11 protein-coding genes are annotated in these 13482 nt (G+C 70.8%); 5 read left to right on the forward strand and 6 right to left on the reverse strand.

What is annotated here, in order from left to right; genetic code table 11:
- Window positions 1-17: 17 nt before the first annotated feature.
- Entirely contained in the window at window positions 18-890 is an 873-nt protein-coding gene (locus P3T29_RS24115; protein ID WP_280718700.1) for a TauD/TfdA family dioxygenase, read from the forward strand.
- A 13-nt stretch (window positions 891-903) separates the two neighbouring features.
- Here the strand turns inward: P3T29_RS24115 and P3T29_RS24120 are convergent, their stop codons facing one another.
- Window positions 904-1653 carry a SpcZ gene (locus tag P3T29_RS24120; RefSeq protein WP_280718701.1) on the reverse strand — a complete coding sequence of 250 codons (750 nt, stop codon included), beginning with the start codon at window positions 1651-1653 and terminating at the stop codon, window positions 904-906.
- A 295-nt stretch (window positions 1654-1948) separates the two neighbouring features.
- Here P3T29_RS24120 and P3T29_RS24125 point away from each other — a divergent pair, with 295 nt between their 5' ends.
- Window positions 1949-2932, forward strand: coding sequence for a DUF4232 domain-containing protein (locus P3T29_RS24125; protein WP_280718702.1), 984 nt, complete (start codon window positions 1949-1951; stop codon window positions 2930-2932).
- Window positions 2933-3004: 72 nt separating this feature from the next.
- Here P3T29_RS24125 and P3T29_RS24130 read toward each other — a convergent pair whose 3' ends face one another.
- A complete protein-coding gene (locus P3T29_RS24130) occupies window positions 3005-3241 on the reverse strand; it encodes a hypothetical protein (protein ID WP_280718703.1) in 237 nt (78 codons plus the stop codon).
- A gap of 231 nt (window positions 3242-3472) precedes the next feature.
- Between P3T29_RS24130 and P3T29_RS24135 the strand changes: the two genes are divergently transcribed.
- From P3T29_RS24135 to P3T29_RS24145, 3 genes are all read left to right on the forward strand, one after another.
- On the forward strand, window positions 3473-5965 hold the full coding sequence (locus P3T29_RS24135; protein ID WP_280718704.1) for a helix-turn-helix transcriptional regulator: 2493 nt from the start codon (window positions 3473-3475) through the stop codon (window positions 5963-5965).
- 392 nt (window positions 5966-6357) lie between these two features.
- Window positions 6358-7506, forward strand: a complete 1149-nt coding sequence (locus P3T29_RS24140; protein WP_280718705.1) for a serine hydrolase domain-containing protein — start codon at window positions 6358-6360, stop codon at window positions 7504-7506.
- Window positions 7507-7591: 85 nt separating this feature from the next.
- Window positions 7592-8716 carry an alpha/beta hydrolase-fold protein gene (locus P3T29_RS24145; RefSeq protein WP_280718706.1) on the forward strand — a complete coding sequence of 375 codons (1125 nt, stop codon included), beginning with the start codon at window positions 7592-7594 and terminating at the stop codon, window positions 8714-8716.
- 223 nt (window positions 8717-8939) lie between these two features.
- On the opposite strand, the gene P3T29_RS24150 is transcribed toward P3T29_RS24145, so the two are convergent.
- Genes P3T29_RS24150 through P3T29_RS24165 form a run of 4 tightly spaced genes read right to left on the reverse strand, consistent with a single transcriptional unit; the run spans window position 8940 to window position 13409 of the window.
- Window positions 8940-9722: a serine hydrolase domain-containing protein gene (locus P3T29_RS24150; RefSeq protein ID WP_348532857.1), complete on the reverse strand. Its 783-nt coding sequence runs from the start codon at window positions 9720-9722 to the stop codon at window positions 8940-8942.
- 53 nt (window positions 9723-9775) lie between these two features.
- Window positions 9776-11305 carry an AMP-binding protein gene (locus P3T29_RS24155; protein WP_280718708.1) on the reverse strand — a complete coding sequence of 510 codons (1530 nt, stop codon included), beginning with the start codon at window positions 11303-11305 and terminating at the stop codon, window positions 9776-9778.
- A 22-nt stretch (window positions 11306-11327) separates the two neighbouring features.
- On the reverse strand, window positions 11328-12536 hold the full coding sequence (locus tag P3T29_RS24160) for an acyl-CoA dehydrogenase (protein WP_280718709.1): 1209 nt from the start codon (window positions 12534-12536) through the stop codon (window positions 11328-11330).
- A gap of 57 nt (window positions 12537-12593) precedes the next feature.
- Complete coding sequence (locus tag P3T29_RS24165; RefSeq protein ID WP_280718710.1) at window positions 12594-13409, reverse strand: 2,3,4,5-tetrahydropyridine-2,6-dicarboxylate N-succinyltransferase; 816 nt, start codon at window positions 13407-13409, stop codon at window positions 12594-12596.
- Window positions 13410-13482 lie beyond the last annotated feature (73 nt).

A 13482-nucleotide genomic window follows, 5' to 3' on the forward strand; every position in this document is an offset into this window, starting at 1 on the left:
CCACTCAGGAGGAACATATGGAGCAGTACGAGCTCGACGCCGTCAAGCAGCTCACCACGAGGCCCGCGCGGAAGTACCGGACGATCGAGGTCCGGTCCATCACCCCGGTCATCGGCGCCGAGGTGACCGGGATCGACCTCTCGAAGGAGCTGCCGGACGACCAACTGGCCGAGCTCAAGGCCGCGTTCCTGGACCACCACGTGCTGGTCCTGCGCGACCAGATCATCACGCCCGAGGACCACAAGCGCCTCGCCGCCCACTTCGGCGAGCTCCGCCCCGTCAACCCGCCCCCGGTGGACGCCGATCCGTACATCCTGGAGATCAGCACCTCCCCGGAGGCGGAGAACGTGGCCGGCAACGGCTGGCACGCCGACGGCACCGCCGACGCCGAGCCCTCCCTCGGGTCGATGCTCTACATCACCCGCACCCCGGAGGGCGGCAGCGGCGGCGACACCCTGTTCGCCAACATGCACCTGGCCTACGAGATGCTGTCGCCGACCATGCGGGGGCTGCTGGACGGCCTGAGCGCCGTGCACGACGGCCGGATCGCCTTCCAGGGCTACACCCCGCCGGCCGACTACGTCATCCCCAAGAGCGAACACCCGCTGGTGGTGCGCCATCCGGAGACCGACCGCAAGATCCTCTACGTCAACCGCGCCTACACCGGCCGCATCCCGCAGCTGTCGGCCGACGAGAGCCGGGCCCTGGTCGACCTGCTCTGCGACGTCATAGCCGAGCGCCCCCTGCTGCACTGCCGCGTCCGCTGGACCCCCAACACGCTGGTCTTCTGGGACAACCGCTGCGTCCAGCACCACGCGACGTACGACTACTACCCCCTCACGCGCTACGGCCAGCGCGTGGCGATCAACGGCGGCCCGCTGAAGGGCTGAGGTTCCCAGGCTCTCAAGCTGCCGCGACCCGGGCCAGGCTGTCGGCGAGGCCGTCGGCCAGCCGCGCGCCGACCTCCCCCGCCGTCGTCCGGTCCTGCTCCGCGTAGGCCCGGACGACGGCCCGGACCCGCGCGGCCGGGTACGTGGCCGCGTAGGCCGCCGGGTCGGCAGCCGCCAACGCGCGCGCCACGGCAGGTGCGTTGGCGATGGCGTTCGCGTCGGCGTGCGCCCGCGCGTTGGCCTCGGTATTCAGCTCGGCGTAGCTCGCGCCGTACGCAGCGGCGTCGGCCTCGCTCCAACCCTGAGCCGTCGCGTACGCGCCCGCCGCCGAGGCGGCCGCAGCGTAGGCGTCGGCATAGGCGTAGGCCTGCCCGTACATCTCCCGCAGCGCGGGCTGGAGCGCGGCGGTCCAGGCCGCCTCGCCGATCCGCTCGCCGTCCGACGCCCGCTCGTGCAGGGCGGCCACCGCCTGGTGCCGGGCGGCGACCCCGCCGCGCCGCGCGCTCGCCTCGGCCAGGACCGGCTGCACGCTGCGGTGGTGCCAGTCGTGCACGACGGTGAAGGGTGCCTCCCCGTCCAGCCGCGCCAGCTCACCATGCATCCGGCGCGCCCAGTCGCGCGCCGCGTCGGCCTCCATCGCCTCGAAGAGCGCCTCCCCCACGCTCCTGAGCCACTCGGGCCCGGCCGCACGTCCGTCGCCACCGAGTGCGGAGCGGAAGGCTCTGAACGTCGCTGGTTCCGTGGTGGCTTCAGGCATGGTCATGGCGCGACTCCTGGGCTGGGGATCCCCGGGCCGACCCGGCACGCACTGAGCCGTGGTCAAATCCGGAGGAGGGTGGCGGCTGGTGATCACCCTACGAGCAGCGCCGGGATTTGGGGAGCCCCCGCCGCCCACTCCGACCCACAGACGCACCGACGCGCGGACGCACCGACGTCCGAGGCGTGGACATGACCCGGTGGTCTCCCCTCCCGGCCGTTCGCTCCGCTGTGACAGGCCTGTTGCCGAAAGCATGACCCGCATCACAGCCATCGCGGCCCGTTCCTGATCAACTCGGTGAATGCGCGGCTACCTTCTCACTCTTCCCGTCGCCCTGGCCGGTGCCCTGCTGCTCACCGGCTGCGGATCGCAACAGGCCGGCTCGCAGAGCGGCGGCCGGCCGCCGGCATCCGGCGCTCGGCCCGGCGAGGTCTCCTGCGGAGCGCAACCCTCCGACGCTCAGTCAGCGACCGGTACCCGGGCCTTGCCCGGGGATTCGTCCGGCCCGGCGAAGGACGGAGTCCGGATCACGGCCTCCAGCGGTGCCTGCGCCGAGTTCGAGGTCACCAACAGCGAACCCGAACCCTTCACCTACTCGGTCACCTTCGAGTTCCGTTCGGGTTCCGGCGAGGCGCTGGCGACCGCGAAGCAGACCGTGGCGTCCGTCGGGCCCGGTCGAACGGTGAAAAGCAGCGTCAACGGCGGACCCCTGCCGAACGCCGGAGGCAAGCCGCAGGTGCGGATCGCCGAGGTACGGAGCGTCCCCAGCAGCGAAGCATCCGCCGAGGCGGGCCCCTGCCCGCAATCGGGGGTACGGGTGTACGCCGATGACGCCGACGCCGCCATGGGGCTCCGCGCGCTGAGCCTCCACCTGGAGAACTGCGGCACTGCGACCAGCCGGCTCAACGGCTACCCGCAGCTCCAACTCCTCGACGAACGGCACGCAGCCGTCGACACCGTGAAAATCCTCCAGGGCGGTAGCACCATCGCCACCGGCACCGGAGCCGACGGCACGCCCGAACCGCTGGTCCTGAAGCCCGGCGAGCGCGCCTACGCCGTACTGGTCTGGCGCAACACCGTGGAAGCCGGCGCGGGCAGCCCCGTGGACGCCCCCTACCTGAGAGTGCGGGCGAAGCCGGGCTCCGACCCGGTCATGGTGATCCCGGAACTCGACCTGGGCACCACGGGCCAACTCGGGGTCGGCCCGTGGAAAAAGGACGAAACCCAAGGCCGGCCGGCCACCGGTGCCACCACCGGCACGCAGCCGCCCGCCCAGCGCCGGTAGCGCTCAGGCCGCTCACTCACCACGCGGATCACGACCCCGGCCCGTGAGGCGAACAGCCCCGCCATCACGCGATCAAGCTCCGTAGCGATGGCACGAAGCCGCGAGGATCAGCAGCAGGAGCACGAGCGCCGCCAGTTGGAGGCAACCATGGCCTCCGTTCGGATTCCTTCGGGTGACTTCGACATGGCCGCCGGGGGGAATGCCGGGGTGCTTCCTGGCGTAGTGCTCGATCTGCTGCTGCCCGCCCTGGGCCTCGCTGAGCCAGGGCGTCTTGAAACTGCACTCACCGCACCAGTAGCGGTATCCCACGTCGACTCCTCCTGTGTCGCCATGCGGGGGTTTCGAAGTGGTCGGAGCCACATTGAGCGACACGTTCGTGATGAAGCGCCGGTCCTGCGGCCTGCCGCAGTCCGCTCGGTCGCTCCGCCACTGATCGTGGGGTTCGCGCTGCTCAGCGAACAGGACAAGGCACCGGCCAGATATGACCGGCCGTCACGGTAGGCTCACCGGCAGTCGTACCGGCGAGTAGAGAGGCCCCCAGTGACAGATCGGCTCGGCACGCTGCTACGTCAGTTGCGCAATCGGGCGGGGCTGACGCAGGAGCAGCTGGCGGAACGGTCCGGGGTGAGCGTTCGCACCATCCGCCGACTGGAGACCGGCAAATCCACCGATCACCGGCTGGGGACGGTGAACCTGCTGGCGGACGCCCTCGAGGTCGGGCCCGAGGACCGCGGGCGGCTGGCGGCCACGCTCGCGGGAGCTCAGGACGAGGCGGTCTCCGGGGTGCCTGAACCAGCTCCCGTGCTGCCCGAACCGATGGCCGGTCCGCTTGAACGGGTCGACGGGCCACTCCCCCTTCCCGCGCCGCTCCCCCTTCCCGAGCCGCTCTCCCTTCCGGTTCCCGCGCCGCTACCGGCCCGCGGTGCACTCGCCGAGGCCGCGCAGGAGTTGGCGAGGGAGGTCAGGCGTCGCTGGCGGCGCGAGGAGGAACAGCGCCGGGTCCACGACCCGTTCCCGTTGCCGGTCCGCTGGCAGCAGACGCCCGCAGGCCTGACGGACCACTGGGAGAACATCCAGCGTCTCGGGCCGGGGGCCGTGCCGCGCCAGGTGGACCTGAGCGGTGACCTACGGAGTGTGGCGGAGGTCTACCGACGGATCTCCTCCGGACGGTTGGTGATTCTCGGCCGGGCCGGCTCGGGCAAGTCGATCCTGACGATCAGATTCGTCCTGGACTTCCTCGAGGCCCAGGCCGTTCCCGACCGGGTACCGGTCATCTTCAGTCTCGGCTCCTGGGACCCGACGACCACCGCGCTGCGCGACTGGCTGATCGACCGGCTGCTGCGCGACCACCCGCATCTGGCCCGCCGGAGCCCCAGCAGGTCGACCCTGGCCGCAGCGCTGGTCGACGCCGACCTCGTCCTCCCGGTCCTCGACGGGTTCGACGAGATAGCGGAAGGCCTCCGGCGCGAGGCACTCGAGGCGCTCAACGCCACCTCGCTGCCGCTCGTCCTCACCAGCCGACGCGGCGAGTACGCCGAGGCCGTCCAGGCGGCGCACGCACCGCTGGTCTGGGCAGCCGGCATCGAACTCACCGACCTCACCCTCGACAACCTCATAACCTACCTGCCCCGCACCGCTCGAACGGTCACGCATGGCGACGGCGACGGGACAGGGCCCGGGGCGGGGGCGGTGTGGGACGTCGTCCTCGACGAACTGCGTACCGGGGCGACCCGGGCGAGCGCGAACCTCGCCGGGGTGCTGACCACCCCGCTCATGGTCATTCTGGCGCGCACCATGTACAGCGAGGCCCCCGACCGGGATCCGGCCGAACTGCTGGACACCGCACGGTTCCCCACCGCGAAGTCCCTCGAAGAACACCTGCTGGCGGGCTTCGTGCCGGCCGTCTACCGGCGCCGCGTCCCCGAGCAGGTGGGCGGCGGCCACCAGCGCCGGCAGCGGAGCCGGGACCCGGAGCGCGCCCAGCACTGGCTCGGCTACCTCGCCCACCACCTGGTCCGGCTCGACCACGAACAGCAGGACCTGGCCTGGTGGCAGATCAGCAACTCGCTGCGACGCTCGACCCGCGTCATGGCCGTCGTGCTGGCGACCACGCTGTGCATCACCCTGTCCGACTGGCTCCTCTGCCCGCTCGTCACCCCGACCGGGATCGGCGAGGTCGTCCTGCAGGGGAGCCTCATGGGGCCGTGTGCCGGCCTCGCTTTCGGATCCGTGTACGCGGCCATGACCGCGTTCGGCGGCGGGGTGGTGTTCGAACCGGCCCGCGTACGGTTGCGGCTGCCAGGCACCCACACCAGCATCGGCCGCCGGCCGATCCGCACGTTCACCGCCCGTTTCGGGAGCGGTCTGCTCGGCGGATTCGTCATGGGTGTGGGAAGCGCGTGCGCCCTCACCCTCGAGCGCGCGCTGTACCAGGGGAGCCCGATCACCAACCCTTACGTGATCGAAGGCACCCTGATCAACATGCTCTGCTTCGGGCTGATCTTCGGCTCGGCCGCCGGGCTGGTCTTCGGGCTCATGGCCGCACTCGAAGCGCCGGTGGACGTCACCTCGGCAGCCACCCCGGTCAGCCTGCTGTCCTCGAACCGCGCGACGGTAGGCCGGCAGATCCTCGTCCTGGTGCCGCTGTTCACCCTCGCGATCGCCCTCGGCGGACGCCTGATCGTCGACCTGCTCCAGGGCCTGCTCGGGCCGCTGAACTGGAAGCTGTCGGACGGGCTCTTCATCGGTGCGGTCGGGGGGCTCGGCGGTGCGTTCTCCTACGCCCTCGCCTTCACCGCCTGGGGACAGTGGGTCCTGCTGTCCCGCGTCTGGCTGCCACTGACCGGCAAGCTGCCCTGGGACGCGGTCGCCTTCCTGGACGACGCCTACCAGCGCGGAGTGCTGCGCCAGACCGGCGCGGTGTACCAGTTCCGCCACATCCGGCTGCAACACCACCTCGGCCACACGTTCCGCCAACGGCAGGCCAACTACCTGCCGGCCAGCTTCCCGTCCGCACAGACCAGATCGTCGTGACGGCAACAGTCACGGCAACGGTGACGGCGAGGGTGTCGGCGATCGTGACGGCGATCGTGACGGCGATGGCACCGGCCACAGTCTGACCTCGGCCAGGCCCGCGAGACCACGGACCACCACCATGACGGCCGGTCATATCTGGCCGGTGCCTTGGCCTGTCCGCCGAGCTGCCGGAACACCAACATCAGAGGTGCCCGGAACGCACCGCCAGGGTTCGAAGTGACGAGCACGGAAGCGCAGGCGCCGCCCACGGTGCGTGGGGGCCGCCGCCGCATGACGGCTTGCCGACCGGGCGGATCGCGTCCGCAGTCGCCCGTCGGCCCGCCCGCTCACCCTCCTGCGCGACGTCAACTCACCCCGGTGCCACGAACACCCGTAGCTGAAGGAGTCCGATGAAGTCCCTACGTCTGACCGCTGTCGCCGCGACGCTGGCACTCGCCGCCCTGACCGGTGTCGGCCCCGCGAACGCCGACACGCCGACCGCGGCCGGCCTGCTCCAGGCCGGGGCCCGGCAGGGGGTCGCCGACGGATACCCGGGCGTGATCGGCCTGGTACGCCAGGGCGACACCACCCAGTACGTGCACGCAGGTGTCGGCGACCGCAACAGCCAGGCGCCCGCCGACCCCAAGGCGCAGTTCCGGATCGGCAGCAACAGCAAGGCCCTCACCGCCGCCATCCTGCTCCAACTGGAGAGCGAGCAGCGGCTCTCGCTCGACGACACCGTCGCCACGTGGCTGCCGGGAGCGGTCAACGCCAACGGGTACGACGGAACGAAGATCACGATCCGCGAGCTGCTCAACCACACCTCCGGCCTGCCGGACTACGCCAAGGACTACGGGTTCTCGCTCTCCTACGCCCTGGACACCCAGCCCTACCAGGCCTGGTCGCCGCAGACCCTGGTGAACCTCGCCCTCACACAGCACCAGCCCACCTCCGCGCCGGGCCGGCAGTGGAGCTACGCCAACACCAACTACGTCCTGGCGGGCATGGTGATCAAGGCCGTCACCGGCAACGACGCGGCCACCGAGATCCAGCACCGCATCATCGAACCGCTCGGCCTGCACGACACCACCTTCCCCACCGCCGATCCGACCCTGCACGGCAACTACCTGCACGGGTACGAGTATCCGGGGGGCTTCAGCTTCGCGATCATGGACGTCACGGTCTCGGACGTCCAGGCCTACGGGTCCGCCGGAGCGATCGTGTCGACCCTGGACGACCTGGCCACCTTCTCCCGGGCGCTGCTCGCCGGGAAGCTCCTGCCACCCGCACAGGAGGCCGAACTCAAGACCACCGTCCCGACCGGCGAGGGCACCAGCGGCTACGGCCTGGGCATCGACCACATGCAACTGCCCTGCGGGCAGTGGGCCTGGACCCACGACGGTGCCGTGCTCGGCTACTACAGCGACTGGTTCGGCAGCGACGACGGCACCAAGCAGGTGGTGCGGGCCAACAACGAGTACCACATGCTGACCCCGACACGGGGCCTGACGGACACCGTCGGCGCGACGGTCAACGCCTACTGCGCGCTCCAGCCCTGACCGGACCACGGCCCTTCCGCCGACCCGCACGAGCAAGATCCTCCTCTGCACCGCACCTGCCACCCACGTTCCGAGAGGACCACCGATGACATCACTTCCACCCACCTGGCGACTGCACGCGAAAGCAGCCGTCGTGGCCGCAGCCATGACCCTGACCACGCTCCTCGCGACGACGACGGCAACGGCAACGGCAACCACGACGGCAGCCGCGCCCGCACACGCGGACGCCGCCGTCCCTCCGACGCTCACCAACGGGTTCGGCCTGACCCAGGTCGGCGCCCCAGAGGTGCACTCGAGCACCGACTTCACGGTCACCGTGACCACCGGACAGCTGTCCGGCCCGCACAAGATCCGCATCTTCCTGCCCAGTGGCTACGCGGCAGACCCCGGCAAGCGCTGGCCGGTGACGTACTTCCTGCACGGCGGAGGCGGCACGGTGGACGACGCCGCAGCCGCCCCCGCGCTGCATTCGAACGCGATGATCACTGTCGTGCCGGACGGCGGCCTGAAGGGCTGGTACGCCGACTGGGCCATGCAGAACACCGCCGTGGGCGCGGCGAACTGGGAGACCTTCCACACCGACCAGGTCGTCCCCTTCATCGACGCCAACCTGCGCACCATCGCGGACAAGTCCCACCGGGCCGTCGTCGGCCTGTCGATGGGCGGCTACGGCGCGCTGCGTTACGCCGAAGCCCGTCCCGACCTGTTCGGCCACACCGCCTCACTGTCCGGCGGCATCGACTTCGGCCTGGCGCCGGTCCGCGCGGCGGTCCTGGCCACCGAACTCAACCTCACGGGTGCCTGGTGCGCCGTGAGTACCTCCAGCCCCGCCGGCACGGGCCGGTGCACCGGTTACGGGCCCTACGTCGACAGCGACGCGATCTTCGGCTCGCCGTACCCGTTCTTCAACGCGGATCACCTCTGGAACGAGGTCAACCCCGCCGCCACCACCAACCTGGCCAAACTCGCCGGAGCCGACATCACGCTCTACACCGGCAACCAGGGACCCATCGACCACTTCACCGAGATCGCCAGCAACACCGTCAAGACCCGCCTGGACCAGCTCGGCCTCCCCAGCCGCCTCGTCGACTACGGCAACGGATCGTCGCTGTCCCCCACCTGCGACGGCGGCCACGACTACAGCTGCTGGGCCCCCGCCCTCGCCGACTACATCCCCCGGCTCGCGACCTCGTTCGCCACCACGAGCTGAACCCGCGCCCGCTGCCGGGCCCGCGCCCTCCCGTCCCGCGATCACGCAACCGGACGAAGGGCGGGCCCGACAGCGGGCGGGCCGGGACCGTGACCCTGAGCCCGTCGCCGCCCGTTCGGGGGGTGGACGGGTTCAGGCGGTTCCGTCGCTCGCGTACGCCAACGTCTTGACCGCCCTTGGGGATTCGGTGGTAGCTGGGCGCTGCCACGAAGGTGCGCTGCGGTCAGCCCTCGGCCGGGATCTGGTAGACATGGTCCGGGGTGACGATGGAGGTGATCGCGTTGGCGAAGAGGGTGCTCGGTTCGGAACCGGCGTGCAGGACATCGGTGTTGAGCAGGATGACCATCGTGGCGTCCTGCTCCGGCAGGTACATCGTCACGCTCTCGTAGCCGGGCAGCGAGCCGTTGTGTCCGATCCACCCGTGGGTGTTGAACAGGCCCAGGCCGTACCCGTCACCGTCGAAATCGGGCACGGTGACGAACTTCTCCCGCTCAGCCTGGGTGGCCGGGGAGAGCAGGGTGCCGGTGGCGACGTCCTTGGCCCAGTGCTTGAGGTCGTGCAGGTCGGAGACCATCGCGCCGGCCGCCCAGCCCCAGCTCGGGTTCCAGTGGGTCGTGTCGGCGATCGCACCCGACAGCGTCTGGTTGGTGTAGCCGTGCGCGTGCGGCTTCGGGAACTCGGCGCCCTGCGGGAACAGCGTGTGGTCCAGGCGGGACGGCCCGGTGACGCGTTGGTGGATGAAGTCGGCGAGCGGCATCCTGCCGAGCTTCTCCACCAGCAGGCCCAGCAGGATGTAGCTGGTGTTGGAGTACTGGAACTGCGTAGAGCGCGAGCAGGGCGGGGGCACGGCGCATGGCGGGATGTCTCTTCCAGGAGTGAGCTGACCTTGCACGGCCAAGGTCACCATCCGCCCCGGCTGCGGGCTCCGCGCCCACCGACACCCCCCCCCCGGCGAGTCCACCCGTACGGCCCCGGCAGGCGGGGCGAACCGTCGCTGAAGGGTCATCACGCCTGCCAACGGGTCCGTCCCGCATCCGGGCAGGCGGGACGCAGCCGGGACTACCGGGTGGTGGCCTGCCGGCGGAGAAGCCTCTTGTCGGGTTTGCCGGCGTCGGTGAGCGGGAGTGCGGAACGGAAGGTGAGGTGGGCCGGCTCGTGGAGGGGACTCCGGCGGGTGCGGACCAGGTTGCGGAGCTCGTCCGCGTCGAGCCGGGCGCCCGGGACGGGCACGACGACGGCGTGGATGCGTTCCACCTGGTCGGCGTCGGGGATGCCGAAGACCGCGCTCTGGCGGACCAGCGGATGGGAGTTCAGCAGGTCCTCGACCTCGGAGGTGTACACGTGGCCGCCACCGGTGTTGATCAGGTCCTTGAGCCGGTCGACGATGTAGAGGTAGCCCTCGTCGTCCAGGTAACCGACATCACCGGTGTGCAGCCGGCCGTCCCTGAGGACGGCGGCGGTCAACTCGGGCTGCTTCCAGTAGCCCTGCATCAGGCTGTCCGAGCTGACGCAGACCTCGCCGGGCACGCCGGCGGGCACGACCCGGCCCGACTCGTCGCGGATCTCCACCTGGTACCCGGGCGCGATCCGGCCCACCGAGCGCAGTCGGTCCGGACGGCTCGGATCGTGGTCCTCGGCGTCGAGGACGCTGACGATGCCCGCCTCGTGCTGCCCGTAGAGCTGCACCAGCACCGGGCCGAAACGGCGGATCGCGTCGGTGAGCCGGGCCGGTGAGACCTGGCAGCCGCCATAGGTGATCCGGCGCACGCTGCTGGTGTCGGTGTACTCGGACTGCGGATGGTCCAGCAGTTGGTAGAGCAGCGGTGGCATCAGGAACACATCGGTGATGCGTTCCCGTTCGATCGCCGCCAGGACGGCGCCCGCGTCGAAGTCGTCCAGCAGCACCACACTGCCGCCGACCCGCAGCACCTTGTCGGTCAGCTGTCCGGCCGCGTGGGCGATGGTGGTGCAGACCAGCAGCCGCGGCGGGTGCGACGGGTCACCGGACAGGTCGGGGCCGAACGGGCGGACCTGCCCGTAGCTGATGCAGATCCCCTTGGAGTGGCCCGTGGTACCGCCGGAGTGGCGGATGGTCCGTACGTCCTGCGGCCGGGCCCGGCTCGGGAACGGGTCGGTCGGCTCGGCGGCGGCGAGTGCCAGCAGGTCCGGCCCCGCCGCGCCGGGGCCGAGCACCAGCACGGTCCCGACCGGAGCTCGCCCGGTGATCTCGGCAGCCCGGTCCGCGTGGCGGGGATCGACGATCAGCGCGTGCGTCTCGACGTCCCGGACCATGACGGCCTGCGTCTCGGCCGGCAGCTTGGTGTAGAGCTGGTTGACCCGGCAGCCGACCAGGTTGGCGGCGTACCGTGCGGCGATCGCCTCCGGCAGATTGCCGCTCAGCAGCGTGACCGTGTGGTGGCGGTCGATGCCCCGGGCGCGCATCGCCCGGGCCAGACGGTGGGTAAGGTCGCGGAGTTGTCCGGCGGTGGTGGGTCGTCCCTGGTGGACCAGCGCCTCGCGGTCGGGGGCGTCCCCCAACACGTCCAGGATCCGGGTGACTTCGGTGCGGAAAGGCGGAGTGACTGGCATCTGCGGTTCCTTGCGCCTCGGTTCAGTGGTGGGCGAGCAGCTGGACGTTCTCGGCCTGCTGCCCCTCGGTCAGCAGGGAGTGGGCCAGCACGCTGTAGAGCGTGTCGTTGGGCCCGTCGGCGATGCGCAGGCCACGGATGTCGCGCAGGCGCTTCTCCATCGGGGTCTGCCTGGTGTAGCCCTCGCTGCCGTGCAGTTGCAGCGCGAGGTCGACGGCACGGTAGGCCGCGTCGGTGGCCAGGGCCTTGGCGGCGGAGCAGCCGGCGACGTCGGTCTCACCCTGGTCGATCCGCTCCAGCAGCGCGAAGCACCAGGCGGTGGCGGCCTCGACCTCGGCGGCGGCGGCGCCCAGGCGGGCGGCGACGGAGGGGATGCCGGCCAGCGGCATCCGGCCGACGGTACGGGCTCGGGTGCGAGCGGCGGACTCCTGGATCGCCGCTGCGGCGGCGCCCAGGCAGACCAGGGACATCATCAACCGCCAGGCGGAGAAGTGCGCGTCGAAGATCCGCCGGCCGTCTCCGGGTGCACCGAGCAGGAAGTCCTTGTCCAGCCGGGTGTCGACGAAGTGCAGGTAGCCGAAGCTCCATCCGCGCATGCCCAGCGGCTCGGTGGTCTCGGTGAGCACGCCGGCGGCGTCCATCGGAACCCAGACTGCGGACAGCGGCACGGCCCGCAGGTCGACCCGGCCGACCTCCTGACGGTCGATCATCTTACAGAAGACGACGAAGCCGTAGGCTTCCTCGACCCGGCTGAGCAGGCCCTTGGACCCGGACAGCGTGAAGTGGTCGCCGTGGTCGACCAGGACGGTGCGAAAGCCCTGCAGGTCCGAGCCCGAGTGCGGCTCGCTGGCTGCGATGCCCACCAACTTCCCTGCCGAGACGACCTGTTCACGGGTGTGCCGGACGAGCGCGGGCGAACCGTGGCGCAGCGGCATCGCGGCGTGTCCGGTACTGAAGATCTCCCGGGCGTCGCAATCCCGTTGCCCGGCAAGGAACATGGCCAGACCCTGGGCCACCCGTCCGGTCACACCCGGCTCGCCGGGGGACGCGACGTCGATGCCGGTGAGCCCGGCGGCGGCGGCCTGTGCCCGCAGGGCGAGCCAGTCGGGCCGGGCGTCGCTCTCACAGACCGGCGTGGGCAGGTGGCGGTCCAGAAATTCCGTCAACTGGGCTTTGAGATCCCCGAGTTCGGGGTGACGGACCAGAAGAGGGTGGATGCCGGTGACAGGCATGGGTGAGGATTCCTTGGGAGTCGTAGAAGGGGACGGCGTGACGGGCGGCGCCCGGGGTCAGAGGATGACCGGCGGCTGAGTACGCACGGCGTCGTTGAGCTTGGCCTTGTCGTGCCGCTCGCCCTTCTTGAGGTGCTTGATCACCAGCAGACAGGGCAGGCCGTACGTGCCGCCGGCGAACTCACGCGGACGGCTCGCGGGAACGGCGACCGTCCACGGCGGCACCTCGCCACGGCCGAGCTCCTCGCCGGTGGCCGCGTCGATCACGGGAATCGTGTCGGTCAGCAGGGCCCCCGCACCCACCAGTGCGCCCTCGCCGACCCGGGCCCCGCTGTAGATCATCGAACGGGCACCGATGAACGCGTCATCCCCGATCACCACCGGCTTGGCCATGGGGGGCTCGATCATGCCGCCCAGCCCGACCCCACCGGACAGGTGGACGTTCCGGCCGATCTGGGCGCACGAGCCGATGCCGACCCAGGAGTCCACCAGGGTGCCCTCACCGACGTACGAGCCGATACCGATATGACTCGGCATCACCACGACGCCGGGCTCCTGGTAGCTGCCCCGGCGGATCACCGCGCCCGGCGACACCTGGACGCCGGACCCGGCGATCCCGGTCTTCAGCGGGATCTTGTCGGCGGTCTGGAAGGGCCCGAACTGCGAAGTCTGCGGCGCGGCCTGCTTGTAGAGCAGGAGGATCGCGTTCTTCAGCCAGTCGTGCACCACGACCCCGCCGTCCAGCGGCTCGGCCACCCGCGCGCGACCGGTGTCCAGCAGGTCGATCGCCACGTCGACAGCCGCCACCGCCTCAGCGGACTGCAGCGAGACCTCGTCCCGCCGCTCCCAGAGGTCCTCGAGCTCGCTGCGCAAGCTCGCCACATCGACACCACGATTCCGCATCGCACACCCACACATTCCAGATCTGATGGACGGCCCTTCCGGC

This window comes from Kitasatospora sp. MAP5-34 (genome assembly GCF_029894335.1).
GTDB lineage: Bacteria > Actinomycetota > Actinomycetes > Streptomycetales > Streptomycetaceae > Kitasatospora.

Coding starts and splice junctions, on each gene's coding strand:
- P3T29_RS24115 (WP_280718700.1), top strand. CDS start 18: ATGGAGCAGTACGAGCTCGACGCCGTCAAGCAGCTCACCACGAGGCCC.
- P3T29_RS24120 (WP_280718701.1), bottom strand. CDS start 1,653: ATGACCATGCCTGAAGCCACCACGGAACCAGCGACGTTCAGAGCCTTC.
- P3T29_RS24125 (WP_280718702.1), top strand. CDS start 1,949: ATGCGCGGCTACCTTCTCACTCTTCCCGTCGCCCTGGCCGGTGCCCTG.
- P3T29_RS24140 (WP_280718705.1), top strand. CDS start 6,358: ATGAAGTCCCTACGTCTGACCGCTGTCGCCGCGACGCTGGCACTCGCC.
- P3T29_RS24145 (WP_280718706.1), top strand. CDS start 7,592: ATGACATCACTTCCACCCACCTGGCGACTGCACGCGAAAGCAGCCGTC.
- P3T29_RS24150 (WP_348532857.1), bottom strand. CDS start 9,722: ATGACCCTTCAGCGACGGTTCGCCCCGCCTGCCGGGGCCGTACGGGTG.
- P3T29_RS24155 (WP_280718708.1), bottom strand. CDS start 11,305: ATGCCAGTCACTCCGCCTTTCCGCACCGAAGTCACCCGGATCCTGGAC.
- P3T29_RS24160 (WP_280718709.1), bottom strand. CDS start 12,536: ATGCCTGTCACCGGCATCCACCCTCTTCTGGTCCGTCACCCCGAACTC.